Origin of the sequence: Dermabacter vaginalis (genome assembly GCF_001678905.1) — a bacterium.
Taxonomy (GTDB): domain Bacteria; phylum Actinomycetota; class Actinomycetes; order Actinomycetales; family Dermabacteraceae; genus Dermabacter; species Dermabacter vaginalis.
The window spans coordinates 367,284-392,369 of sequence record NZ_CP012117.1; the positions used below are offsets into that span (position 1 = coordinate 367,284).

General features: G+C 64.7%; 19 protein-coding genes and 1 tRNA gene. 11 read left to right on the forward strand and 9 right to left on the reverse strand.

The features are described from left to right. Positions 1–119: 119 nt before the first annotated feature. Both DAD186_RS01480 and DAD186_RS01485 read right to left on the reverse strand, forming a co-directional pair. Positions 120–1,793 (reverse strand): DNA repair helicase XPB, encoded by a 1,674-nt coding sequence (locus DAD186_RS01480; RefSeq protein WP_065247208.1) that lies wholly within the window; start codon positions 1,791–1,793, stop codon positions 120–122. Continuing rightward, positions 1,786–2,634 carry a hypothetical protein gene (locus DAD186_RS01485; protein WP_065247209.1) on the reverse strand — a complete coding sequence of 283 codons (849 nt, stop codon included), beginning with the start codon at positions 2,632–2,634 and terminating at the stop codon, positions 1,786–1,788. The genes DAD186_RS01480 and DAD186_RS01485 overlap by 8 nt, the downstream gene beginning before the upstream one ends. 147 nt (positions 2,635–2,781) lie before the next feature. Between DAD186_RS01485 and gndA the strand changes: the two genes are divergently transcribed. Beyond that, positions 2,782–4,242, forward strand: coding sequence for an NADP-dependent phosphogluconate dehydrogenase (gene gndA, locus DAD186_RS01490; protein WP_065247210.1), 1,461 nt, complete (start codon positions 2,782–2,784; stop codon positions 4,240–4,242). Between the two features lie 89 nt (positions 4,243–4,331). On the opposite strand, the gene DAD186_RS01495 is transcribed toward gndA, so the two are convergent. Continuing rightward, positions 4,332–6,554: a helicase-associated domain-containing protein gene (locus tag DAD186_RS01495; RefSeq protein ID WP_065247211.1), complete on the reverse strand. Its 2,223-nt coding sequence runs from the start codon at positions 6,552–6,554 to the stop codon at positions 4,332–4,334. A 42-nt stretch (positions 6,555–6,596) separates the two neighbouring features. On the opposite strand from DAD186_RS01495, the gene DAD186_RS01500 reads away from it, so the two are divergent. The 4 genes from DAD186_RS01500 (at position 6,597) to DAD186_RS01515 (ending at position 9,955) form a co-directional block, all read left to right on the forward strand. Further along, positions 6,597–6,672 (forward strand) — tRNA-Leu (locus DAD186_RS01500). A gap of 110 nt (positions 6,673–6,782) precedes the next feature. Continuing rightward, entirely contained in the window at positions 6,783–7,490 is a 708-nt protein-coding gene (locus DAD186_RS01505; protein ID WP_065247212.1) for a YggS family pyridoxal phosphate-dependent enzyme, read from the forward strand. 63 nt (positions 7,491–7,553) lie between these two features. Then, the gene (locus DAD186_RS01510; protein ID WP_065247213.1) at positions 7,554–8,933 is read left to right on the forward strand and encodes an MFS transporter; all 1,380 of its coding nucleotides are present in this window, start codon (positions 7,554–7,556) and stop codon (positions 8,931–8,933) included. A 77-nt stretch (positions 8,934–9,010) separates the two neighbouring features. After that, positions 9,011–9,955: a Bax inhibitor-1/YccA family protein gene (locus DAD186_RS01515; protein ID WP_065247214.1), complete on the forward strand. Its 945-nt coding sequence runs from the start codon at positions 9,011–9,013 to the stop codon at positions 9,953–9,955. 79 nt (positions 9,956–10,034) lie between these two features. On the opposite strand, the gene DAD186_RS01520 is transcribed toward DAD186_RS01515, so the two are convergent. After that, positions 10,035–11,030 (reverse strand): hypothetical protein, encoded by a 996-nt coding sequence (locus DAD186_RS01520; protein ID WP_065247215.1) that lies wholly within the window; start codon positions 11,028–11,030, stop codon positions 10,035–10,037. Between the two features lie 202 nt (positions 11,031–11,232). Here DAD186_RS01520 and thiM point away from each other — a divergent pair, with 202 nt between their 5' ends. From thiM to DAD186_RS01550, 6 genes are read left to right on the forward strand one after another with little or no spacing between them, the layout of a single operon-like run. Then, entirely contained in the window at positions 11,233–12,111 is an 879-nt protein-coding gene (thiM, locus tag DAD186_RS01525) for a hydroxyethylthiazole kinase (protein ID WP_167550748.1), read from the forward strand. Then, positions 12,108–12,803 carry a thiamine phosphate synthase gene (gene thiE, locus DAD186_RS01530; RefSeq protein WP_065247216.1) on the forward strand — a complete coding sequence of 232 codons (696 nt, stop codon included), beginning with the start codon at positions 12,108–12,110 and terminating at the stop codon, positions 12,801–12,803. Before thiM ends, thiE begins: the two co-directional genes overlap by 4 nt. Before the next feature lie 46 nt (positions 12,804–12,849). After that, on the forward strand, positions 12,850–13,692 hold the full coding sequence (gene thiD / locus DAD186_RS01535; protein WP_065247217.1) for a bifunctional hydroxymethylpyrimidine kinase/phosphomethylpyrimidine kinase: 843 nt from the start codon (positions 12,850–12,852) through the stop codon (positions 13,690–13,692). Between the two features lie 2 nt (positions 13,693–13,694). Further along, positions 13,695–14,393, forward strand: a complete 699-nt coding sequence (locus DAD186_RS01540; RefSeq protein WP_065247218.1) for a TenA family protein — start codon at positions 13,695–13,697, stop codon at positions 14,391–14,393. Between the two features lie 58 nt (positions 14,394–14,451). After that, entirely contained in the window at positions 14,452–16,521 is a 2,070-nt protein-coding gene (locus DAD186_RS01545; RefSeq protein ID WP_065247219.1) for a prolyl oligopeptidase family serine peptidase, read from the forward strand. A 9-nt stretch (positions 16,522–16,530) separates the two neighbouring features. Further along, positions 16,531–17,868, forward strand: coding sequence for an alpha/beta fold hydrolase (locus DAD186_RS01550; protein ID WP_065247220.1), 1,338 nt, complete (start codon positions 16,531–16,533; stop codon positions 17,866–17,868). A 3-nt stretch (positions 17,869–17,871) separates the two neighbouring features. On the opposite strand, the gene DAD186_RS01555 is transcribed toward DAD186_RS01550, so the two are convergent. From DAD186_RS01555 to DAD186_RS01580, 5 genes are all read right to left on the reverse strand, one after another. Then, a complete protein-coding gene (locus DAD186_RS01555) occupies positions 17,872–19,551 on the reverse strand; it encodes a DUF2079 domain-containing protein (RefSeq protein WP_167550749.1) in 1,680 nt (559 codons plus the stop codon). Between the two features lie 616 nt (positions 19,552–20,167). Continuing rightward, positions 20,168–22,402 (reverse strand): copper-translocating P-type ATPase, encoded by a 2,235-nt coding sequence (locus DAD186_RS01565; RefSeq protein ID WP_065247223.1) that lies wholly within the window; start codon positions 22,400–22,402, stop codon positions 20,168–20,170. Between the two features lie 50 nt (positions 22,403–22,452). Then, positions 22,453–22,779 carry a heavy-metal-associated domain-containing protein gene (locus tag DAD186_RS01570; protein ID WP_065247224.1) on the reverse strand — a complete coding sequence of 109 codons (327 nt, stop codon included), beginning with the start codon at positions 22,777–22,779 and terminating at the stop codon, positions 22,453–22,455. Between the two features lie 114 nt (positions 22,780–22,893). Continuing rightward, the gene (locus tag DAD186_RS01575) at positions 22,894–24,021 is read right to left on the reverse strand and encodes a sensor histidine kinase (RefSeq protein ID WP_065247225.1); all 1,128 of its coding nucleotides are present in this window, start codon (positions 24,019–24,021) and stop codon (positions 22,894–22,896) included. Beyond that, positions 24,018–24,740, reverse strand: a complete 723-nt coding sequence (locus tag DAD186_RS01580) for a response regulator transcription factor (protein WP_126848146.1) — start codon at positions 24,738–24,740, stop codon at positions 24,018–24,020. The genes DAD186_RS01575 and DAD186_RS01580 overlap by 4 nt, the downstream gene beginning before the upstream one ends. Positions 24,741–25,086 lie beyond the last annotated feature (346 nt).

The following is a 25,086-nucleotide window of genomic DNA, read 5'->3' on the forward strand; positions in this document are numbered from 1 at the left end:
ATCCCAAGCGTACCCGCCTTAATCGAACGGGTGGTGACAGCCGTGCAAAGAACGAGCGCAGCAATGGAGCGCGGCAAGCGTCGGACCCCTCACTTAAGCGCTTGGGGCCGAACGGGTGGCTAGATATTTCCCGGCTCCACATCGCGCGCATCGAGGATCCGGTACCCGTACCCTTGCTCCGCGAGGAAACGCTGCCGATTTTGCGCGAAATCCTGGTCCTGCGTATCGCGCGTGACCACCGTATAGAAGTGCGCCGTTCGCCCATCGCTCTTCGGTCGCACGATCCGGCCGAGCCGCTGCGCCTCCTCCTGACGCGAGCCGAAAGCGCCGCTCACCTGGATGAGCACGCTCGCTTCAGGAAGATCGAGAGAGAAGTTCGCGACCTTCGACACGACAAGCAGATCGATCTCGCCCTCACGGAACTGCGTAAAAAGCGATTCGCGCTCCTTGAGGGAGGTATCGCCCGTGACGACCGGCGCGTCGAGCCGATCCGCGATCTCCTCGAGCTGATCGAGATACTGACCGATCACGAGGATCCCCTCGCCCCGATGACGTGCGACAAGGTGCTCGACGACGGTGACCTTCTCGGGGCTCGTTGCCGCGAGTCTCTGCCGATCCCTCGCCTCCGCCGAGGCGTATACCTTCCGCTCGGTGCTCGACATCGTGACGCGCACCTCCGTCATCTCGGCCGGGGCGATCCACCCTTGAGCCTCGATCGACTTCCACGGCGCGTCGTAACGCTTCGGGCCAATGAGCGAGAACACTTCGCCCTCGCGACCATCCTCGCGCACGAGGGTCGCCGTGAGGCCGAGCCGTCGCCGGGCCTGGAGGTCGGCGGTCATGCGGAACACTGGAGCGGGAAGAAGGTGTACCTCGTCGTAAATGATGAGGCCCCAGTCGCGGGCGCTCACGAGCTCGAGATGGGGATGGATCCCGCGGCGCTTTGAGGTGAGCACCTGGTACGTCGCGATCGTGACCGGCCGGATCTCCTTCTTCGCGCCGCTGTACTCGCCGATCTCGCTCTCCGTGAGCGACGTGCGCTCGAGAAGTTCGCGGCGCCACTGACGGGCGGAAACCGTGTTCGTCACGAGCACGAGACACGTGCGCTCGAGCGCCGCCATCGCGCCAGCCCCCACGGTCGTCTTGCCCGATCCACACGGAAGCACGACCACGCCGCTGCCACCCTTCGTGAAGTGCTCAACCGCCTCGCGCTGATACGGGCGAAGCTGCCACGTGCCCGGAGAATCCGTGAGCGCAATCGGGTGGCTCTCACCGTCCACAAACCCCGCGAGATCCTCGACCGGCCAGCCCAGCTTGAGGAGCTGCTGCTTGAGGGCGCCGCGCTCGCTCGGATGCACGAGCGACGTGGTCTCATCGATGCGCGCGCCCACGAGCGGCGCGATGCGCTTTGAGCGAAGCACCTCCGTGAGGATCGCCGGATCCTTCGCGAGGAGCACGAGGCCGTGCGCGGGGGAACTCTGGAGGCTTAGAACACCGTAGCGGTCCATCGTGTCCGCGACGTCCACGAGTAGCGCGTTGGGAACGGGAAAACGTGAATGCGTGAGGAGGGCATCGACGACCCATTCCGCGTCGAAGCCCGCCGCCTTCGCGTTCCACAGGCCGAGGTTCGTGAGCCGGTAGGTGTGGACATGCTCGGGCGACTTTTCGAGCTCCGCGAACGGCGCAATCGCGGCGCGCGCCTGCTCGGCCGAAGGGTGAGCGACCTCGAGGAGGATCGACTTATCCGACTGAACGATGAGGGCGCCCGAGCCTGGGCTACCGGCGCTAGACAACGGGGGCCGGGCGTGTGCCCTCGATACGCGCCAACATCGACATGTAAAAGAGCGCCACAAACGGCAATGCCGCGGGGAGCAGGATCAGCCCGATGCCCGTGATCGCGAGCACGAACATCACCGCGAAGGACACGAGCGGGGCGAGGATCACGTGTGCGGGCTTCGCGAGAGCTTTATTCGCTGCTTCCTTGAATGCAGTGATGGGCCCCGCATCGCGTCCCGCGGAAAGATACGGCGCGAGCGAGAAGAAGAACAGGCACGCGAGCTGGCCGAGGAACGGGATGATGATCGAGAAGATCGAGATGACTCCGTACAGAATGGAGGTGAGGAACGTCTTCCAGTGGAAGAGACCACTGCCGATCGTAGGCTTCTCGCCCCTCGCTACGAGGCCGGCCGCCCTGTAGGCCCCGCTTATCCACGCGGCCAGCGGGAGTTGAATCAGGAACATGACGAGGAAGACGATGAGCACGAAAACGAGCACCGCCACAGCTTCCGCGCCGTCGTTATTACCCGATTTGGCGCCATTGGCGAGTGCGATGATCGACGCGAAATAGCCCACAAAGAAAATGGCCAGCAAGCCCGCGTACACGACTGCCCAGATGATTCCTGGAACAACGAGTGCGACCCAGTTCTTGGTGAACGCCTGCCACGCCCACGAGAACGACTTCGAGATGTCATTGCCCACGTCGGTTCCGGGAGGCGGGCCGTCGTAGGCGCTACCGGTGGTGAATCCGGCATTCGGCTGCTGAGCCTGTGCCTGGAACTGGGGCTGTTCGACATTCTGCTCTCCAGGCGCCGAGTAACGAAACGTGCCGGGGGCCGGTTCATACGGATCGGTCATGATCTCTCCTCTATTCGGCTTAGGTGCCGGGACCGTTGGCCCTCATTATTGCGTATCGGGGCTGTACACAGCACGGACTCTTAGACTGTTCTTGAACGAGCGCCACCATGCGCCACACTCACCACATACCGAAGGAGCCGCACGAGCATGGCCAACTTTGATCCCGCCCCCCACTCTGTTGCCGACATCGGCGTGACCGGCATGGCGGTCATGGGCTCGAACCTCGCCCGCAACCTCGCCCGCAACGGATTCAAAGTGGCGATCCACAACCGCTCCGTGGAAAAGACCGAGCGCGTGTTCGCTGAGCATGGCCAAGACGGCGAGTTTGTGCCCGCGGAAACGATGGACGAATTCGTCGCGTCGCTCCAGCGGCCGCGCGTCGCGATCATCATGGTCAAGGCCGGCAAGGCCACCGACGCCGTGATCGAAGAGCTCGCAAGTCGCATGGACGAGGGCGACATCATCGTGGACTGCGGCAACGCCCTGTTCACCGACACTCTGCGCCGCGAGCAAGAGCTTCGTGCACGCGGCCTTCACTTCGTGGGCTCGGGCGTCTCCGGCGGCGAAGAGGGCGCCCTCAACGGCCCCTCGATCATGCCCGGCGGCTCGAAGGCAAGCTACGACCGCCTAGGCCCCATGTTCGAGAAGATCTCCGCGCACGTGGACGGCGTCCCCTGCTGCACCCACGTGGGGGAGAACGGCGCCGGCCACTTCGTGAAGATGGTCCACAACGGCATCGAGTACGCCGACATGCAGGTCATCGCGGAAGCCTACGACCTCATGAGCAAGGCGCTCGGCATGAGCGCCCCCGAAATCGGCAAAGTCTTCGAGAAATGGAACGAGGGCAACCTCAACTCCTTCCTCATCGAGATCACGGCGGCCGTGCTCACCCACACCGACAACGTGACCGGCAAGCCGTTCGTGGACATCATCCTCGACCAAGCGGGCCAGAAGGGCACGGGCGCGTGGACGTCGAAGACGGCTCTCGACCTCGGCATCCCCGTCACGGGTATCGCCGAGGCAACCTTCGCGCGCTCGACCTCGGGCGGTGCGGAGCAGCGCAAAGCTGGCCGCGCCGTGCTCAAGGGTGAAGCGCAGACGATTCAGATCGACGACGCTGAGCAGTTCATCAGCGACCTCCAGCAGGCGCTGTATGCCGCGAAGCTCGTGAGCTACTCGCAGGGCTTTGACGAGATCAAGGCTGGCGCGAAGGAATACGAGTGGGACATCAAGCTTGGCGACATGGCGCGCATCTGGCGCGGCGGCTGCATCATCCGCGCAGGCTTCCTCAACCGCATTACCGAGGCTTACGAACGCAATCCCGAGCTCCCGCTTCTGCTTGCCGATGAGTACTTCACTGCCGAAATTACGAAGTGCATCCCCGCGTGGCGTCGCATCGTCGCGTTTGCGGCAGCCGTCGGAATCCCGGCCCCCGTTTTCTCCTCGACCCTCGCGTATTACGACGCGGTGCGGGCCGAGCGCCTCCCCGCGGCCCTCGTGCAGGCGCAGCGCGACTACTTTGGCGCGCACACCTACCGGCGCGTGGATGCCGAGGGCACGTACCACGTGGAGTGGACGGGTGACCGTACGGAGACCCGCCAGGACTAACTCTTTCCTCCGAATTGCATAGGGGTTGTGGGGGTTTCGTTGCGGCGAATAACCCCCACAACCCCTATGCAATTCACGAAGAAGGCGGGTTAGGGGAGGAGCACCCGGTGGATCAGCACCGTGAACTCCTCGCCCGATTCCCTATCGCGCGCACGCAGCCTCCCGCCCTCGAGCGCGAGCGGCTCGACCCGCAGCACGCGCGTGCCGCCGCGGCCGTCAACGATCCCGATCTGTATTTCGTGCTCGTCCGCGATCGCCGCGAGTAAACGCTGCGGGACACTCACCTCGTCGAGACGACCCGCCTCAGCGGCGCGAATCCGCGCGAGTGCCTCGGAAGGCTCCACGTCGAGGGCCTGCTCGCGCGCATCAGACTCAAGCTCGAGCCCCACCGGGCCGCCACGCACGGTACCGAGCATGCGTTCATGAGCCGCCGCGCCGCTCGCCCCCGCCGCAAGAGGCGCGAGACCCGCCGCACGCGCCGAGCCCATCACGAACCCCGGATCGCCGCTCGAGATCACGACGGTCGGAGCGAGCCGCTTGAGGCCCAGCCGGCTCGCCTCGCTCGAGGTCATGAGCCGATCCAGGTGCTCTTCCTCGCCTGTAATGAACGAGGTCGCGGGGCCGACGGTGACCTGGCCACGCTTGCGGGCCTCATCCCGCACGAGGTAGGCGAGCACATCGGGAACGCCCGTGAGTGAAAGCGCCGCGAGCTCGTCGAGAAGGGCATCGGCGGAGCCGCCCGCACTGAGCCCCCGCGCGATCGAGTCACCCGTCACGCGAGCCACGACTCCCGCCCCGCGCGAGGTCACGTCAGTCCACTCGAGCACCGCTGCCACTCGCGGGCCGGGAAGCCCCGGAACGGTCACGGTGAGGTCGGAATCGAGGAGCACGTGCTCAACGGGCTCCGGCAGTCGCTCGGCAAGAACAGATTCGAGATACTCGAGAGCTTCGACTTCCTCGCACGCGAGAGCCTCGAGCGCCGCGGGAGCGAGGGCGCTCGGCACACCATCCACGAGCAGCCCGAAAGCCTCTGTCTCGCGCGTGAACGCATACGCCTCCTCGATGATCGCCGCGCGCTGCACCGTGGGAAACGCCCACGCGAGCGACTCCGCAAGGCTCGCCGCCCTCGCCTCCCGCTCGGGATAGTCCGCAAGGTGGCGCAGCATGTGGCGCCGCCTCACCTTCACCCCTTTTCTTCCGACGCTTGCCGAGAGCGCAGCGCGCGGACTTTCGCCCGTGCGGGCCTCTCCCTCATGAAGACCATCGAGGCTCACGTCTCCGAAGCGCGTCCCGGCGAGGGAGCCGAGGTAGTTGGAGCGCAAATACGCCAGGCAAAGGTCGGCCCAGCGGCGTGCCGGGGAGGCGTCGGAAAACTCCTCGAATTCGCGCGTGACCTGCCACGTTTCGCCGTCGTTGCCAATGAGCCCGCCCACCCACGAGGCGTGAATGATGCTCGTCCACGTTTCGTGGCTCGTGTGTGCGGCGGCGGCGAGGCGGCGCGCCTCTCGCAGGGGGATGCCGCCGCGCTTGAGCACCGACGGGGGGTCGGCGTGCCACGTGGCGATCGTTGCGGCGATGCGGCTTGCCTCGAGTGCGGCCTCGAGCGCTTGGGCGTCGCGAGCGCCCTCGAATCGTTCGGGCGAAGCTTCGGGGCCAGGGGTTGGGGCGTGCGCGAAAGTGCGGTGAACGACGCCGCTGCGAAGGGCGAGGTGAACAGTGCGGGGAATGAGGAGGCGCGGGCCTTCGGGCCCGTTGACTTTGGTGACGAGGCGCGCTTTGGTGAGCTGCCGTGCGAGCGAGGAATCGGGAGAGCCCGTGAGACGCGCGGGGGCGAACGCGAGAGAGTCGGCGATCTCGCGAAGTTCAGCGGGGAGGCTCTCGACTATTTCACGCGCGTCGTCCGGTGTGGGGTCGCTCGAGAGGCGAGGGGCGAGGCCAGCCGGGTGGGGGAGAGCTTCGGAGAGTGCCCGAACGGGGATCAGAGCTCGGCCGTTTTCGTCCGTGTACACGAGGGCAAGGGTCGCAAGCCGGTACACGTGAGGCGCGATCTGCTCGGTTGAGGCGTTCACGGCATGCGCGAGCTGTTCCGGGGCAACGGGTCCCGCGTAGGCGGCAAAGACTTCGGCAAGCTGAAGTTCGGGAAGAACGAGACTGCCGATCGCTTTGTGGACGCTCCCGGGCTGCGCGGCTCGCGCGGCAAGTGGGCCGATCCCGTGGGGGATCGGGGAGGTGAGATCTTGGCGTGCACGCAGAAGCTCGATGAGCCGTGCATCATCGAACTCTCTCAGGGCATCGGCAAGAGTGCGGGCCATGCCTTCAGCCTATCCCCTAGGATGGAGGGGCCCTTCGGGCACGCCCCCATAGCCCAATGGCAGAGGCAGAAGACTTAAAATCTTTTCAGTGTGGGTTCGAGTCCCACTGGGGGTGCCATGCATGCAGGTCCCGCCCCGTGCATGCGCTCGCGTGATATGACGGAGGCGTGGGCTTATTACGGTCGATGACCCACGCACTAAGCAACGGTGAAAGGGACGTGAACGGTCATGATGAGCGAAAAGATCGACGAGCTTCTTCCTCGGATCGAGGCGGCGCTCGCGCGAGGCGGGCGGTCGATGGACGGCCTCCTCATTTTGCTTGCGACTAAGACGCGCACCGCGCAAGAGATTCGCGAGGCCGTGGAGCTTTTCGAGAAGCGGGGCGTAAAGGTGGATGTGGGCGAGAACCGCCAGCAGGAATTCGCGAAGCACGCCGAGCTCGAGGATCTGCACGAGGCTGGAGTCATGCGCCACTACATCGGCACGATCCAGTCGAACAAGGCACGCGACATTTCGCGCTTTGCGGATCTCGTGCATTCGATCGATCGCGAGAGCGCCCTCACGAGCATCGAGAAGCGCGCAGCGAATGACGGGAAGGTGCAGCGAGTCCTCATCCAGGTGAACACCTCGGGCGAGGATTCGAAGGGCGGCTACGACCCGGATCTCGGCCTGCTCACGGAGATCGCGCAGCGCTGCGACGAGAGCGAGTCGCTTGCTCTCGAAGGCCTCATGACGATCGGGACCAACACGGACGACGAAGTGGAGATTCGTCGCTCGCTGCGACAGTTGAGGGAGCTTCGCGATGGGCTCGGCATCGAGGCTGTCAAGGAGTTGTCGATGGGCATGAGTAACGACCTCGAGATCGCGATCGAGGAAGGCGCCACTATTGTTCGCGTTGGTTCGGCGGTATTCGGCCCGAGGGACTATTCTCACTAGTACATCCGGGCCCGAGGGCGCGCAGCGGATTGGCCCACCCGCCACTTCCGAAGAAGGATCCTCGTGCGCCCTACCTCCTATGACACCCTGACGCCCCTCCAGCGTGCCTTCGCGCTTTTCGCCATTGCGATCGGCGGCTTCGGCATCGGCTCGAGCGAGTTCGTGTCGATGGGGATTCTGCCCGATATCGCCCGCTCGCTGCTGCCCGAGCAGATGGCGGCGAATCCCGAGCACGCGATCGCGCAGGCCGGTTGGGCGGTGAGTGCCTATGCGTTCGGCGTTGTCGTGGGTGCCCCCACGGTGTCGCTTCTTGGTGTGAAGATCGCGCGGCCAAAACTCATCATGCTGCTCGCGCTAGGCCTGCTTGTAGGCTCGGTTCTTTCCGCAACGATGCCGGTCTTTGGCCTGCTTGTGCCCGCGCGTTTCCTCGCGGGCCTTCCGCATGGCGCATTTTTCGGCGTGGCCGCCCTGCTCGCTGCCGATGTCATGGGCCCCGGCAATCAGGGCAGAGGCATTGCGCTCGCCCTCATGGGCCTCACGGTCGCGAACCTCGTGGGCGTGCCGCTGCTCACGGCGTTCGGTCAGCAGCTCGGCTGGCGCACGGCTTACTGGATCGTCGCGGGAGTGTTTGCCCTGTCGATCCTCCTCCTGTTCCTCGCGATCCCGCCGCAAGAGGCTCCGAAGGGCCGCAGCGCGAAGGATGAGCTCGCAGCTTTCAAGCAGCCACGCATGTGGATGGTCATCGTGATTGAATGCGTGGGATTCACGAGCTTCTTCGCGATGTATGGCTACATCGCCGACGTCACGGTGAGTGTGGCGGGTATCGATAAGCACCTCATTCCCGTGATTCTTGCGCTCGCGGGCGCCGGGATGACCCTCGGCAATTGGATTGCGGGCCATCTCACTGACTGGTCGTATCGCGCGAGCCTGTTCATTGTGCTCCCGATTTTCATCGTGATGTTCATCGTGCTCATCGCTCTCCGCGAGAATCCCGTGGGCTTCGGCATCGGCGTGTTCCTCGTGAGCGCCACGAGCTCGATCACGAGCCCCCTCATGCAGGCCTGGCTCATGACGAACGCCGGCAAGTCGGTGACCCTCGCCGCTGCCTCGCACCACGGTGCGTTCAACGTCGCCAACTCCCTCGGCGTGATGTTCGGCGGTTTCGTTTTAAGTGCTGGGCTTGGCTTTTCCTCGGTGCTCTCCCTCGCCGGTGGCCTCGCCCTGTTCGGCATGGTGGTCACGTTCGCGGGCCTATGGATCGACCGCGACGGTGTGCACGACATCAATGCGCTCAATGAGGAGAGCGAGGATCAGACCTTCGGCGTGAGCATTCTGCGCACGGAAACGGGGGAGATGCTCGCGATCGCGGCGGGTGCGGGCGGCGAGAGCGTTGCGCTCGAGGCCGACGACTCCTATCTGGAATCGCACCACCGTAAGGAATAGTGCGTCCCTGAAAGTCGTTGAAAGAGGTGTAACTAGACTGTGGGCTCGTAGTGATGCCCTCGAGAAAAGGACACCCCGTGGCGAGAAACAACGGAATTTTGAAGAACAGCCCGGCTTTCAGCAATTCGGGCGGATACGCTCCCGCTCCCGAGTACAACCAGGCACCGGGCGCCCAGCAGCAGTGGGGCCAGCCCCAGCAGCAGTGGGGTCAACCCCAGCAGCAGGCCCCGCAGTACCAGGCACCCCAGTATCAGCAGGACAACTACAGCCAGGCTGATCTCGAGGCGATGTACAACCGCCCGGCCGCCACGGGCTTTGACACGGGCCGCATGACGTGGCGCAACACGATGAATGCGATCACGGCGACCTTCGGCGTGATCATCGCCGTGGCGTTTGTGGTGATGATGCTTCCCACCGTTGCCTCTCTCGTGATCGGCACGGAAGAAGGCCGCCAGATTGGCTTCGCCCTCTCGTCGATCCTTGCGATCGTGGGCGCGATCGGCTCGTTCGTGGCCGTCATTGTGAATGCGTTTAAGAAGCAGCCGAGCATGATCGTCACGCTTGCCTACGCCTTCTTTGAAGGTCTTCTGCTCGGTGGCATCAGCGTGTACTTCGAGAGTGTGTATCCCGGCATCGTGTTCCAGGCCGTGATCGCGACGCTGGCCGTCGCCGGCGCGATTGCTGTGCTGTTCCGCATGGGGAAGCTGCGCACGAGCCCGAAGCTCACGAAGATCTTCTTCGTCGCGTTCGGTGCCTATTTCGTCTTCACGCTCGTGAACCTCGTGCTGGTTCTTCTCGACGTCACGAATATGCGCACGGGCATGCTCGGAATCGTCATTGGCCTCGTCGCCGTGGCCCTCGCGAGCTACAGCCTCGTGATGGATCTTGAGCAGGTCAAGAACGGGATCGACAACGGTGCCCCGAAGGCGTTCGCCTGGACGGCGGCGCTCGGCCTCGCCGTGACGGTCGTGTGGATGTACACGGAGATCCTCCGCATCCTCGCGATCCTGCGCGACAACTGACCGCGCACAACAGGAAACGGCCCGGGCCCCGCGAGGGGCTCGGGCCGACATCATTTTTGGAGTGTCGAGGATCCGACGCCTACTCTGTGACCTCGAGCGAGGCGATTGCCTCCTCGAGACCTTTCACGTGGTCGGGGTGATCGGCGGCAACGTCGGAAACGAGGGCGCTCGGCCCCTTGGGGGTTTCCACGACAATCGCCGTGACGATTGACGCGTCCGTTGTTTCAAGTGGCATACTCTGGCTGTTCTCGTCGAAGCCGTAGGTGGCTTGGACGATCCATGCGGGGTAGCCATCGACCGTGAGCGACTCGCTCTTGTAGTTGGTCACGGTGGGGTTCTTGCCGAACTGCTCAACGACATTAAAGTGGGTCGCGTAGCACTGGAACATTGTGACCGCCATCTGCTCGGTGCCGGGGTATGTGCCCTCGATATCGTCCTGCCATTGAACGCGGCCAACGGTCACAACGCTGTACCAAAACGACTCGACCTGCTTCGCGTAAGCGCCCGTGTCGTAGAGGTAGGGCACGTTCTCGTTCTGGTACCACGGCGCGTCCCATCCCTTGGGCGTCGTGAATTGAAGCCCGCCGCCCTTGATCCTGCTGCCACGTTGGTCGCGTGACACCGTTGGTTTCGTGGACATGAGGCACTGGCTGGTGGGTGCCTCGGTGAAAATCTCGGGTGGCGGCTCGTTCGGGGCTGCCGGCGTTGGCTGCTCTTCCTTTTTGTTCGGGTCACCCTTGGTGTTGACGCCAACCGTGGAGTCGTGCCCCGCGAGGGGTTCTTGTTCGATGCTGCGCATGGCGACTTGTGAAACGAACAAACCGAGTGCGGCAATGAGTGCGATGCCGCCAATCACCACACCGATGACGACCTTGCGAGAGTTGCTTCCCTCATCGCCGTCGTGCATCTGCGCATTGAGTGCAGCGCCCGATTCGGCGCCGAATGATGATTCGCCGGGAGCGCGAGAGGCGTCGGACCCCTGCCCGCCCATGCCGGCCGAGCCTGCGGAAAAATCGGGGAGCCGGGGCTCCGCGGAGCCTTCTGAGCCGGGGCCCTCGTGATCGGGTGTGCTCACGCGCGTCCCTTTCCTTTTCGCCGAGCGTTGTCGTGTGTGCCCTTATTCTCACACCCCGCGCCCATAGGAACATTCAGAAGGCGTCGACCCAGGTCGCGATAGGGTTGAGCACTGTGACTCGGGGTGCCCCGGGCCCAATCGTGGGCCGCGAGGGCTGAGATCAAACCCGTCGAACCTGCTCTGGAAACCTACCTGCGAAGGGATGTCACTCGTGACACAGTCATACTCTGCTGGAATCGAAAAAGCCGTGAGCGCCGCGCGCGAGACCACGCCGCTCGTGCACTGCATGACCAATACGGTCGTTCAAAACATCACCGCGAACGTGCTGCTCGCAGCGGGCCAGGCCCCCGCGATGGTCGATCATCCCGGAGAGGCCGCGACGTTCGCGCAAATTGCGAGTGGCGTGCTTCTCAATACGGGAACGGTCGCACCGCACCAGGTCGAATCGATGCCGCTCGCCGCCGAAGCGGCTGTGAAGGCCGGCGTGCCGTGGGTTCTCGACCCGGTCGCGATCGGCGCCCTGGAAGTGCGCACCGCTCTCGCACATCGCCTGCTTGAGCTCGCTCCCACGGCGATCCGCGGTAACGCCTCGGAAATTTCCGCGCTCGCGGGCCTCGGCGCCGGTGGGCGAGGCGTGGATGCGACCGACTCCGTCGAGGAATCCTTGCCGGCAGCCGCGTCCCTCGCCGAGCGTACGGGCGCGGTTGTCGCCGTGTCGGGCAAGCGCGACCTGATCGTATGGGATCGCGATGGCGAGACGCGTGCGCTCTGGCTCGAATCGGGCCACGACCTTATGCCGCGCGTGATCGGTACGGGCTGCGCGCTCGGCGCCACGATGGCCGGTTATGCGAGCATCGCTCCCGCACTCGAGTCTCTTTTTTCCGACGCCACCTTCGCCCCCATCGACGCGAAGGCCCTCGCAGTGCTGACTGCCCATGCACACTTCGGCGCGGCCGGTCAGCTTGCAGGTGAGCGCGCGGAGCGCCCCGGCTCGTTCGCGGTCGCCTGGATCGATGCCCTTGATGAGCTCAGCGGCGCCGACATCGCCTCGCGCGTGAGCGTGACCGAGGCGTCGGCATGAGTGTTTCCGCTTCGCGCGAGCGCGCGGCGAAAGCCGATTGGGCGCTCTATTTCGTGACCGATTCGGCGATGGCGGGCGGTGCCGAGAAGGTTCCCGCCCAGGTAGCCGAGGCGATCGAGGGCGGCGCCCACGTGATCCAGGTGCGCGATAAGGACCTCGACGACGCCGCCTACCTCGAACTCGCGCGCCGGGTGCGCGATGTTGCCCGCGAGGTGGGTGAGCAGCACGGCCGCGATATCATCGTCATCGCGAATGACCGTGTGGAGGCGGCACGCGAGCTTGGCCTCGACGTTCACGTGGGACAGGGCGACATGCCGGCCTCCCAGGTGCGTGGGCTCCTCGGCGCCGAGGCGATCATTGGCGTGAGCGTGTCGAACGCCGAACAGCTCGAGAGCGTGATCGCTGAGGGCTACGCCGATGTCGTGGGGATCGGCCCGATCTGGAACACCGCGACGAAGACCGATACCGACCCGGCCGTGGGGCTCGAGGGCCTCGCCGCTCTCACCGCGCGTGCACATGAAGCCGGTATCGTGGCGGTCGCGATCGGCGGGATTTCGATCCGCAATGCTGGCGAGGTTGCGGCGACGGGTTGCGACGGTATTTGCGTCGTCTCGGCGATCGCCGCCTCTGACGATCCAGCGACCTCGGCGACGTTCCTTCGCCGCGAATTCGTGATGAACCAGCCACTGTAGTTTCACATCGCTCTGAACAGCGAGCTTTTTCGAGGAGGAAAATCCCATGCGCCCACCCATTGCCCTCACGATTGCCGGAAGCGACCCGAGCGGTGGCGCCGGCATCCAGGCCGATCTCAAGACCTTCACGGCACTTGGAACCTATGGCTGCGCCGTTCTCACGTCGCTCACCGCGCAAAATACGCAGGGCGTTGACGGTGTGTTCACGCCGCCCGCGTCGTTTGTGCGCGATCAGCTCACGACCCTGCTCGACGATGTGTACGTCGACGCGACGAAGATCGGCATGATCCCGAACGCGGAGATCGCCGGGGTGATCGCCGATGTCATCGAGGAACGCCGAAGCGATTTTGGCAAGATCGTTCTCGACCCCGTCATGGTCGCGACCTCGGGCGACATGCTCATGGGCGAGGATGCAATGTCGATTCTCCATGATCGCCTGCTTCCGCTCGCCGACGTGCTCACTCCCAATATTCCCGAAGCGGCCCTCCTGCTTGGCGAAAATCCGGCAACCGACGAGGCCGAAATGAAGGAGCAGGGCCTCAAGCTCATTAACCGCGGCCCGAAATCCGTGCTCGTCAAGGGAGGCCACCTTCGCGGCTCCGCACTCGTGGATGTGTTTGTGCAGCTCGGCAATGTCGTGGACGTGCTCACTGGCGACATGATCAACACCCGCAACACTCACGGCACGGGCTGCACGCTCTCTTCCGCGATCGCCGCACAATACGCACGCGTCGCGGGCGGTGCTGACGCAACGGACATCGGCGTTGTGGCGAGTGCACGCGAATTCCTCCAGAGCGCGATCCTCCACGCGAAAGAGTGGGAGATCTCGAAATCGCCCGAAAGTGGCCACGGCCCCACGAACCATCTCATTACCGTTCAGGGAGTTTAACCATGGCGCTCATCGAACCCGCAGGCGCTCACACCGCCCGAATGTGGGAGGCTACCGCCGATATCCGCGCACGCATCGACGCCCTGCCGTTTCTCACTGAACTCGGCGCCGGCACGCTTGACCCAGAAAAATTCACGTTCTACATCCAGCAGGACGCGCAATACCTCGTGGCCTACCAAAAGTCGATGACGACTCTCGCGGGCAAAGCACCCGGCGCGGATGAGCTTCGCTTTTGGGCGCAGTCAGCCGTCGGCGCCGTTGCCGAAGAAAAGGCGATGCAAGAAGAGCTGTTCACGAACGACACGCTCGCCGCGCATCGCGTTGAAGGACTCGGCATGAGCCTCCATACCGCTGCCTACAGCAACTTCCTGCTCGCAAGCGCCACCTACGACACGTACGCGGTTGCCGCCGCGGCCGTGCTTCCGTGCTACTGGATCTACGCTGAAGCGGGCGTGGCCGTGCTCGAGGCGAGTAAGGGCGCGCTCGAGGGCCACCCTTACGGTACGTGGGTCGAGGCGTATGCAGACGACTCCTTCACGAGAATCGCGCGCAAAGCCGTGCAGATCGTGGAAGAAGCGTGCGAGGCCGTGGGCGTGGCCGAACGCGAACGCGCCATCGAAGCATTCCGCCAGGCCACGCGCTTCGAGGAACTGTTCTGGACGCAGCCCATGGACGATCCGGCAGATCGCATTCTCATTTGAGGCGCGGCGTTTAGGCTTGATCCAGAACTCAACACCGCCGTGGGAAAGAGGAGACTCCATGAGTGACCCGCATCTGTGGCTCGAAGACATCACCGGCGAGAAGCAGCTCGCGTGGGTGCGTGAACGCAACGCCCGCACCGAGGCCGAGCTCGACGCCGATCCGCTCACCGCTGAACTCGAAGCGGAGATCCTCGAGATTCTCAACGCGAGCGATCGCATTCCCAGCGTTTCTAAGCGTGGCGATTACCTCTACAACTTCTGGACCGACGCCGAGCACGAACGCGGCGTGTGGCGCCGCACAACTCTCGAGTCTTACCGAACCGAGAACCCCGAATGGGAAACCCTTATTGACGTTGATGCGCTCAACGACGCCGAGGGGGAGGACTGGGTGTGGCACGGCGCCCACGCGCTGCGCCCCGCCGAGGGAGAGCCGTATCGCCGCTTCCTCGTGAGCCTCTCGCACGGGGGAAGTGATGCCGACGTCACCCGCGAGTGGGACCTCGAGACCCGCAGTTTCGTGCCGGAAAGCGAAGGCGGCTTCGTGCGGCCCGAAGCGCGCGGCTTCGTCTCGTGGATCGACGACGACACCGTGTGGGTCGGCACCGACTTCGGCGAGGGGACGCGAAGCAACTCCGGCCACCCGCTCCAGGCGCGCGTGTGGAAACGCGGCACGGCCCTCGCTGATGCCGAGCTCGTGTTCGCGGGCGATCCGAGCGACATGCTCGTCTACCCAAGCCACGACCAGACTCCCGGCTTCGAACGCGACTGGGTCACGGTCATGCACACCTTCTACACCTCGACCACGTATGCCGTGGCTCGCGAAGGCGACGAGTTTCAGCTCCTCAAGGTAGATGTCCCAAGCGACATCGACGTGAGTGCGCACCGCGATCTCGCGATCTTGAGGCCCCGCACCGAATGGTCGACGGGAGACCGCACGTACGCCGCGGGCAGCCTGCTCGCGTGCGACTTCGACGCGTTCATGGCGGGAAGCCGTGACTTCGACGTGCTTTTCGATCCCACCCCCACGACGTCGCTCGATGGCCTCACCATGACGAAGGACTACCTCGTTGTGACCGTCCTCGACGACGTCAAACACCGACTCGACGTTCACTACCGAACCGGCGACGGCACGTGGGTGCGCGAGGACCTCTACCCGGAACTCACGGGCTCGCTCTACGTGGCCGCCGTCGATTCCGACGAGAACAACGACGTGTGGATCACCCGCAACGACTTCCATCTGCCCGCAACCCTCTGCCTCGCGAGCCTTGACGGAATCCGCGAGGGCAGCGGCGCGGGCGAGATCGAGACGATCAAAACGACGCCCGAACGCTTCGACGCGAGCGACGTCACCGTTACCCAGCATTTCGTTGACAGTGCAGACGGCACGCGCATCCCGTACTTTGAGATCGCGAAGGCCCAGGCCACCGTCGGCCCCCGCCCCACCCTGCTGTATGGCTACGGCGGTTTCGAAATATCGCTCACCCCGGCCTACCTCGGCGCGACCGGTAAGGCGTGGATCGAACGCGGCGGCGTGTACGTGCTCGCGAACATTCGAGGTGGCGGCGAATACGGGCCCGCATGGCACCAAGCGGGACTCAAAGACAACCGCCACCGGGTCTATGAAGACTTCTCGAGCGTGGCGCGCGACCTCATCGAACGTGGTGTGACCGATGCGAAGCACCTCGCCGTGCGCGGCGGCTCCAACGGCGGCCTGCTCACAGGCAACATGCTCACGCAGTACCCCGAGCTGTTCGGCGCCGTCGTAATCCAGGTGCCGCTTTTGGACATGAAGCGCTACTCGCACCTTCTCGCGGGCGCGAGCTGGATGGCGGAGTACGGGGACCCCGACACCGACGACTGGGACTTCATCAAGACTTTCAGCCCGTACCACCTGCTGCGCGATGACGTGGAGTACCCGCCCACCTTCGTGCTCACCTCGACCCGCGACGACCGCGTACACCCCGGCCACGCCCGCAAATTCACGGCCGCGCTCGAGGAGCTCGGCGCCCCCGTCAAGTATTGGGAAAACATCGAAGGCGGGCACGGCGGCGCCGCTTCCAACGCGCAAGCGGCACGCATGAACGCACTGGTCCACGCCTTCTTGTGGGCAACCGTCGGAAAGAAATAAACCGAGCGCATGGACCTCTACGACCGCCCCGCCGCGAACGAGCTTCTCGCCTCCCGCAATGACGTGATGACCGTCTACCGGGAGTTCGAGAACTCCGAAGGGCGCCTGTTCCCGCTCAGGTATGTGCGGGCCGGCTATCAGTCGGAACTTCCCACGATCATGGTGCTTCCCGACGGGCCGGGCGTCGCGAGCGTGTTCCCGTACGAGATTCTGCGGCGGGACATGGTCAAAAAGGGACTCGACGTCATCATGATGGAGCATCGCGGCGTGGGCATGAGCCGCGCGGATGCGCAGGGCAATGACCTTCCCGTTGGCGTGATGAGTGTGGAGAACGTGCTCGACGATGTGCGTGCCGTGCTCGATCACGCGCAAGTGCCGCGCGTGGTGCTGTACGGAACCGGGTACGGCGCCTACATTGCGCAACGATTCGCGCTGCGTCACCCGGAGCGCGTGTTTTCCATGGTGCTCGACTCACCGTTTACGGGCGTGCGCGACGGGCGCGCCCTGCGCGAGCTTATGCGAGATTTGTATTGGCGTGGCACATTCGACGCCACCGAATCGATCGCCCGCGCCGTGCGGATGCTCGTCGAGCAGCGAATCGTGCCCGCCGAAGAAACCGGTGCGGTACTGGCCGCCGTCCACGAATACGGCGGCGTGAACTCCGTGCGGGACCTCGTGGATCTTCTCGTTCAGGGGCGCGGGCAACTCGCGTGGGCGTCGATCCACCAAATCATCACGGGCCGCGAATGGTTCAACACCACGCCATACGTGTACGAAAACGACCTTGCGGGCCGCATCTCCGCGACCGAGCTGGGATTCGCCGAGGCAAGCGACGGCAAACCGCTCGACCCGCTCACCGTGTATGCGCGGCGCGCCGCGAAATTCCCGCCATTTACGGGGGAGAGCTTCGACTTGGAGACGGCGCGGCGCTCGATCACGACCCCCACTCTCGTGGTGGGCGGCGCGCGTGACGTGATCGTGCCGCTGTGGCGCTCACGGCTCGCGGCCGAGGAGATCCCCGGGGCACACGTCGGTTCCGACCCCACGAACCCGCGCTTGCGGTTTATCTCCGCGCACAACGTGGGCCACGCGCTCATCGACTCGCACATTGAACTTTCGGTTGTTGCGATGCGCTGGGCGGCCGCTGGCGCGATCGATCCGCTGCTCGATCGCGACATCAGCTCCCTTAATCGCAGCGTGCGCAACGAGGCTTACGGCCGGGGAATCCGTACGGCGCTCCTCGCCGAGCAGTACTCGCCACTGAAGCTTTGGTCGGTGCGCTCGCTCGCCGCGGGGCCGCTTGCCTCAGCCGACGCGCGCGGGCCGCGGGGGCTTACTCGACGCTAGCGCTCACTCGCCGCTAGCGCCGCCCTGGCATGCAACCTGCACGTACGCGTTCGCGAACACCAGATCGTAGGGCTTGCGCGCGCTCGTGATGACGGATGCGCCGTTGAGTTGTTCAGGTTTTGCGCTTGCATTCGCGGGCCATTTCTCGTTCGCCCACTCGGCCCAGCCGCCGGGGAACTGCTCCTGCTCGTTTTTGCCATACACGCCCGCGATGCATTCGGGTGCCCGCTTCGTCTCGCCGTGCATCCACTGCACGTCGTTCGTGGGAATGAGCGGCGCCATGAAACGGATATCGGTGGCGACTGTGACCCCTTCAGGCACGTGGGCTTGCGCCTCCCGCGCGGCGTTCGCAAACTCGGAATTCGGGTCGAGGCCGCCGGTCACGACCCACGTGAGGGGCAGCGCTGTCATGAGATACGCGGTCGAGGCGAGTGAGGCGGCAACGCCGAGCCGTTTCGTCCACAACTTCGCGGTGTTCGGGGCGATGGGGCGTTCGCGCAGCTCACCGAGTTGGGTGAGCAGTGTGCCGTTCACGTGCGGCAAGGTCGCAAGGAGCGCCGCGAATGCGATCGCCATGAGGAACGAGTTGTAGTGCCACTGCCAGGTCCAATAGTGCTCCACGGAGCCAAGGAAGCGCCAGGCAAGCGTCGGAAGAAGACCGAGCGCAAGCGGGCTTTTCACCCCCACGAGCCCCATAAACATCACAAACATGAGCACCGTTTGCCACTTCACGAGCGGCGTTAGCACCTGCGTGATCGGGGCGAAATTCTCGGTGTACACGTACGCGCTCGCGGGGCTCAGCGCCGGCAGAATCACCCACGTGGCGAGGCCAAACCACACGAGACCCCACGCGGCAAGCAGCAGCGCGGAGCGGGGTTTCTTTTCCGACGCTAGCTTCGCCACCGACCTGCGGACCTTTTCGGATGAGCTTCCCGCCTTCGGCCCCGGAGTGCACCACATCCACGCCATCGCGAGGCCGAGCATCATGACGGTAAGGCCCAAATCTTCCTTCACGAATACGAGCGCGCCGATCCAGAGGAGTGCAGCTTTGGGGCGGTCCTCAAGGAAGGCCGCAAGACCGAACGACACGAACAGCACCGCGAACGCGTATTCATGGAATTGGACGTTTTGGCTGCCCTGAAGACCGAAGGAGAAGGCGTAGCTGGCGCCCGCGAGCATGCCGAGCCTCGGGCCGAGTTTTGCCATCGCGACGCGCGTGAGCGGGTAGGCGCTCGCTCCGAACATGGCGGCTTGTGCCCACAACAGCATTGCAGGTGACGGCCACAGCCACCACAGGGGCGCGAGGAGTGCGAGAACGGGGTGGAAGTGATCGCCGAGAAGATTGAAGTTGTCGCCCTTGATCGGCACGATAGGGGCGTTGAAGTGGGCGTATTCCTTGACCGCTTCGGCGAAAATGCCGAGGTCCCAGCTGGGGAAGAAGAAGGAGTCCCACTGGAGCATCGAGAGCCACCCATACAGTGTCGTTGCTGCAAGGGCGAGGCCGAGTGGGGCGAGGCGGCGTGGATCGAGAACCGCGTCGAGGAATGTATCGGTGCGGGAACGTTGCTCGGACACGCGTGGAGTTGCGCTTGGGGTGTCCTTTTCGCGTGTACGTGCGTTATCGGTTGTAGTGCTGTTCGCGTTCGAGTTCGCGCTCATGGCATCAGGCTGCGAAGTTGTCACGCGCCCCATTGTGCCAGGCATGCGCTTCGACGGGACCGTTTTCACGATGCGCATGCAGCTAGACGCGGCTCGTGGTGGTCGGTTCTTAGCGTTGGGAGCGCCCTCGTTTCTTTTCCGCCCCCTTGCCCCGTTTCTTGCTCTAGTTCAAGCGCGATTTTCGCTCTTCGGACAGTCCTCGCGACCGGTTGCGTCGCTATAACGGATTCCTGTCAGGGGCTTCGTCCGCTTTCTTCTCAGCCACCGTCTTCTGCTCAGGCTTCGCCTTCTGTTTCGGTAGCTTCTCCCTTCCCTTTGTTTGCTGAAGGTGGGGGACACCCCCAATCCCCCAATCAATGCTGCCCTGCCGGCAGACCAGGGCGGCCGTGTGAGTATCGGACAATAATGCGTAGTCCTCCAAGGGGCTGGACACAGGAGCTTTCCCCTTTCCTCAGTGGTGCGACCAGAGGGAGAAGAAACATCCACCCCGGTGCACCCGCTGCGGTGATAACGACCCATCGCCCGCAGCAGGTGGCAATCGTCACGGTTATCCCTCTTTGGCGGGAGCGGAAAGAACAAGGGGGCGCTTCATAGTGGAGCCGTTCAGGAGCATATGGGGGCAGTGGAGAGAAGTGGTGGATCAGTGGACGGCGGTGGATGCCGGAGTAGGCGTGGTGTGTTCCTCCTTCGACTCGGTCGGAGCCAGGTGAGCCGGATCCAGATCAATGCGGCGCAACAGCTGGGCGTTCAGGGCCACCACGATGGTCGAGGCAGACATCAAGATCGCGCCCACGGCCGGGGACAGCACGAATCCGATCGGGGCGAGCACTCCAGCGGCCAGCGGCACGGCGAGGATGTTGTAGCCAGAGGCCCAGATCAGGTTCTGGATCATCTTGCGGTAGCTGGCCTGGGACAGCTCAATCATCGACAGCACTGCCCGCGGATCATCACTGGCGAGGACCACCCCGGCAGATTCCATGGCCACATCCGTGCCGGCACCGATGGCGATACCGACCTCCGCGCGGGTCAGGGCGGGGGCGTCATTGACACCGTCACCGACCATGGCCACGCTCAAACCCCGGTCCTGCAGCTGCGTGACCTTGGCGTCTTTGTCCTGGGGCAGGACCTCGGCGAAGACCTCATCAATGCCTAAGTCCTGACCGACAGCGTGGGCCACCTGCTGGGCGTCGCCGGTGATCATCGCGACCTTCACCCCGCGGTCCTGCAGGGCTTTCACGGCGGCGCGGGATTCGGGGCGGATCTTGTCCTCGACGGCCACCGCACCGATGATCTGACCGTCGCGGACAATATGGAGCACACCGGCCCCACGCCCGGTCCAGGTGCTGGTGGTATCGGTGAGCTCGGCCGGGGTGGTGAGGTTGAACTCGCGCAGCATGTTCGGCCCGCCCACGAGGATCTCAGCGCCATCGACAGTGGCTCGGACCCCCCGGCCGGAGGCGGCACTGAAACCAGTTGCACGGATTTGCCGACGGGAGGCCTCGGGATGGGCGGCCGCGGCCGCCACGATGGCGCGGGCCACGGGGTGCTCGCTGTCGGCCTCCGCGGCGGCGGCCAGGGCCAGCAGCTCACCCTCGGTGACGCCGACAGCTGCCGCGACACCGGTGACCGCGTGCGCACCCTCGGTCAGGGTGCCGGTTTTGTCGAAGAGCACCACGTCGATGGTGCGCATCCGCTCGAGCGCCATCCGGTCCTTGATGAGCACCCCGGATTTCGCGGCCCGCTCGCTGGAGATCGCAATGACCAGCGGAATCGCCAGGCCCAGGGCGTGCGGACAGGCGATGACCAGCACCGTGACCGTGCGCACCACGGCATCGTCCGGGCTGCCGATGATGGTCCACACCACCGCGGTGATCAGAGCGGAGATCAGCGCGAACCAGAACAACAACGCCGCCGCCCGATCCGCTAGGGCCTGGGCCCGGGAGGAGGACTCCTGGGCGTCGGCAACCATGCGTTGGATCCCGGCCAGGGCGGTGTCCCCGCCGGTAGCCTCCACCCGGATGCGGACGGTGTTGTCGGTGGCCACGGTACCGGCGACCACCTTGTCACCGGTGTCGCGGAAGACGGGACGGGATTCGCCGGTGATCATCGCCTCATCGAATTCGGCGGCGCCGTCGACGATGGTTCCGTCGGCCGGCACCCGGGCACCGGCCCTCACCAGCACGACGTCGTCGACGACCAGCTCCGAGATGGCCACGGTGCGGGTGGTCCCGTCGATGACTTTCTCGGCCTCATCCGGCAGCAGGGCAGCCAGCGCGTCAAGTGCGGAGGACGCGGCCCCGAGAGCGGACATTTCCAGCCAGTGGCCCAGCAGCATGATGGTCACCAGCAGGGCCAGCTCCCACCAGAAGTCCAGCTCAAAACCGCCCAGCCCCAGAGTGGTGATCCAGGAGGCGACAAACGCCACGGTGATGGCCATGGCGATCAAGAGCATCATCCCGGGTTGGCGGGATTTCAGTTCTTTCCATCCGCCCTTGAGGAAAGGCGTTCCGCCGTAGACGAAGATGATCGTGCCCAGCACCGGGGGGATCCAGGTGGATCCGGGGAATGCCGGGAGGTGGTAGCCGAGCAGGTGGGCGACCATGGGGCTGAAAATAACGACGGGAATGGACAGAATCAGCGACCACCAGAAGCGGTCGCGAAACATTGCGGTGCTGTGTCCGGCGTGTTCGCCGTGACCATGAACGTGGTGGTCTTCGTCCAGGGCGGAGTGCGGGTGATCGTGGGGCATCGCCTGGCCGTGGGTGTCGGCATCTGCGTGGTGCTCGTGGCTGGCGTGATCCGGGTGGTAGGTGTGGTCTGTCTCCGGAGCGGGGTGATCACCATGGTGATCGCTGGAATGGTGGGGAGTGCTCATGACGTTCCTTCCGCTCAACCCGGTCGGGTCGAGATGATGGGTAAAACTGATCAGGACAAGACGGTGTAGCCGGCTTCCTCGATGGCCCGGCGAACCATCTCCGGAGGTACGACACCGGTGACCGTGACGGTGGAAACACCACCAGCAGCGAGATCAATCTGGACGTCGTTGACCTGGGGGAGGGCCTGAAGGGCCTGGGTCACGCTTTTCGCGCAGTGCCCGCAGGTCAGGCCGGTGACCTGGTAGCTAGGGGAGGACTCTCCTGCTGACGAATCGCTGGCGGCAGGGATGGAGGCGGTGTCGGCACGTGAGGCAGGTCCGCAACAGCTGCAGCCGTGGGAGGTCATCGGCAAGAGGCGGGGCGGGGAGGTGATCATGGGAAAGCTCCTACGGGTCGGTGGGATGCGGCGATGCCGCTCTCGAGTGTATACCCCCCGGGGGTATACTTTCAAGGGGTGGAGGGCACGGCCCTCACGCGGGGCAGGGTGTGGTCACCGCGCAGCCTCCTCGCTGTCGGGAGGGGACAGCGGGAGGCGGAGGGTAAACACCGCTCCGTGACCGGGTCCGGGGGAGGTGGCGGTGAGAGTGCCGCCGTGGGCCTCGATCAATGCCTTGGAGATGGTCAGACCGATACCGGCCCCGCCGTCGTCCCGGCTGCGGGCGGCATCCCCCCGGTAGAAGCGTTCGAAGATGTGTCCGAGCTGGTCAGGTGGGATGCCCTCGCCGTCATCGGCGACGTGGATGAGTGCGGTGGACGCCCCCTGTCGGTGGACGCTGATCCGGACCTGCCCGCCGGTCGGAGTGTGCCGTAGCGCGTTCGACAGGAGATTGCTCATCACCTGGCCGAAGCGTTGCCGGTCCACGAGCACCCGGGCGGTGTCCGTAATGGTCTCGACCTGTAAGTCGACGCCTTTGTCAGCATAAGCTTCCCCCGCGGCAGCAGCGGCGGTATGAAGCAGATCCCCGAGCCCTTCCTCTGCCAGGTCCAAATCGATCCGGTGTTCCTGGGCCCGGGAGACATCGTCGATGTCTTCCATCAACCGGGTCAGGCGGGTGAGTTGGTCAGCCATGATCGTGTGGGTGGCATTATTCCAGTCCACGACCCCGTCCTGGAGACCATCGAGGTAGACCGTGAGCACCGATAAGGGGGTGCCCATTTCGTGGGCCAGATCAGAGAGCATCTGGCGGCGGACCTGTTCGGTGTGTTCCAGCCGGTCGGCCATGGTGTTGAAGGCATGCGCCAGGGTGGTGACCTCGGGGCCTGCTTCTCCGGCGGGCACGCGGATACGGGAGTTGCCGGCCGTCAGGCTGGTAGCGGCGCGGGTGAGATCCTGCAGGGAGGTGCGCAGGCGACGCGATAACCACTGGCTAGCCAGCAGGGCGCTGATTAAGGCGGTGGGCAGGGCGACAGCCAGAGTGATCAAGTTGGCGTCCCGGTAGGCCTGCTCGGCATGGAACAGCTCCAGCGAGGGGTCCTCCGGGCCGGTCATCAACATATGATCATGGAACAGGGTCGGGCCCACCATCGTGGCCACGGCCGCGGCCACCAGCAGGCCAATCACCACGACCAACACCTGGGCGGCCAGGAAGCGGAAGGTCAGGCCGGGTCCGTGATTCATGGCTGCCCCACCCGGTAGCCCACGCCACGCACGGTGTCGATAAACCCCCGGCCCCGGGTGTCGGTGCCGAGCTTGCGACGCAAGTTGCCGATATGGACATCGACGATGCGTTCATCACCGACCCACGTGGTGTCCCAGACCTCGGTGACCAGGTCGCGGCGGGTCAGCACCTGGCCGGGGCGCAGGGCCAGGGCAACCAGCAGCTCGAACTCCGTCCGGGTGAGCTCCACGGTTGTCTCCCCCACCTGCACCCGATGGGCGACGGGGTCAAGGATGAGGTCACCAACGATCAAGGGGGTGGTCACCTGCGGTGGGGTGGTGCTGGTGCGCGGGCGGCGCAGCACCGCATGCACCCGGGTCACCAGTTCCCGGATGCTAAAAGGTTTGGTGATGTAGTCATCCGCCCCCAGGGTCAAACCGTTGATCTTGTCGTCCTCGCTGCCACGCGCGGTGAGCATGAGGATGTAGCAGTCCGAGAAGGTGCGGATCCGTCGACACACCTCCAGGCCGTCGAGTTCGGGCAGCCCCAGATCCAGCACCACAACATCGGGGGAAAAGCGACGGGCCTCGTCCACGGCCTGGGTGCCGGTGTGCGCCTGGCGGGTATCGAAACCGGCCCGGATGAGGTAGGAGGCCACCATCTGAGCCAGGGGTTGTTCATCATCGACGACCAGCACCCGCCTCGGGGGCGTGGCGGTGGTCGGTGTGCGGTTAGCCATAGACCCCAGCATCGCTCCGGCCAGGAGGGAATACCACCCTCGCTTAGTGCCCAGCGGGGAAATCTTCATCAAATCTTCAAACATCACCCTTCGACCGCCGTCACCCCTGTGCCCCACCCCGGGCCGGTGGCATCGCCTCCCCTGGTTGGTTCAGCAGGCGCCACCAGGGATTTCACTGCCTGCATCGCATACCCGGGGTGGGTAGAAGGGCATCGCCCACGGCTGTGGGGTGGTGTCTCGGTGGTGACCCAGCCCACCGAATTCACCCCCTTTTCGCCCTGTTATAAGGCTGTGAGCAGGGTTTTTGATTTCTAGTTCGTCAGGCACCCGTGCAAGATAAAGGTAT

Coding starts and splice junctions, on each gene's coding strand:
- DAD186_RS01485 (WP_065247209.1), bottom strand. CDS start 2,634: ATGACCGATCCGTATGAACCGGCCCCCGGCACGTTTCGTTACTCGGCG.
- gndA (WP_065247210.1), top strand. CDS start 2,782: ATGGCCAACTTTGATCCCGCCCCCCACTCTGTTGCCGACATCGGCGTG.
- DAD186_RS01495 (WP_065247211.1), bottom strand. CDS start 6,554: ATGGCCCGCACTCTTGCCGATGCCCTGAGAGAGTTCGATGATGCACGG.
- DAD186_RS01505 (WP_065247212.1), top strand. CDS start 6,783: ATGATGAGCGAAAAGATCGACGAGCTTCTTCCTCGGATCGAGGCGGCG.
- thiM (WP_167550748.1), top strand. CDS start 11,233: ATGTCACTCGTGACACAGTCATACTCTGCTGGAATCGAAAAAGCCGTG.
- thiE (WP_065247216.1), top strand. CDS start 12,108: ATGAGTGTTTCCGCTTCGCGCGAGCGCGCGGCGAAAGCCGATTGGGCG.
- thiD (WP_065247217.1), top strand. CDS start 12,850: ATGCGCCCACCCATTGCCCTCACGATTGCCGGAAGCGACCCGAGCGGT.
- DAD186_RS01540 (WP_065247218.1), top strand. CDS start 13,695: ATGGCGCTCATCGAACCCGCAGGCGCTCACACCGCCCGAATGTGGGAG.
- DAD186_RS01545 (WP_065247219.1), top strand. CDS start 14,452: ATGAGTGACCCGCATCTGTGGCTCGAAGACATCACCGGCGAGAAGCAG.
- DAD186_RS01550 (WP_065247220.1), top strand. CDS start 16,531: ATGGACCTCTACGACCGCCCCGCCGCGAACGAGCTTCTCGCCTCCCGC.
- DAD186_RS01565 (WP_065247223.1), bottom strand. CDS start 22,402: ATGAGCACTCCCCACCATTCCAGCGATCACCATGGTGATCACCCCGCT.
- DAD186_RS01570 (WP_065247224.1), bottom strand. CDS start 22,779: ATGATCACCTCCCCGCCCCGCCTCTTGCCGATGACCTCCCACGGCTGC.
- DAD186_RS01575 (WP_065247225.1), bottom strand. CDS start 24,021: ATGAATCACGGACCCGGCCTGACCTTCCGCTTCCTGGCCGCCCAGGTG.
- DAD186_RS01580 (WP_126848146.1), bottom strand. CDS start 24,740: ATGGCTAACCGCACACCGACCACCGCCACGCCCCCGAGGCGGGTGCTG.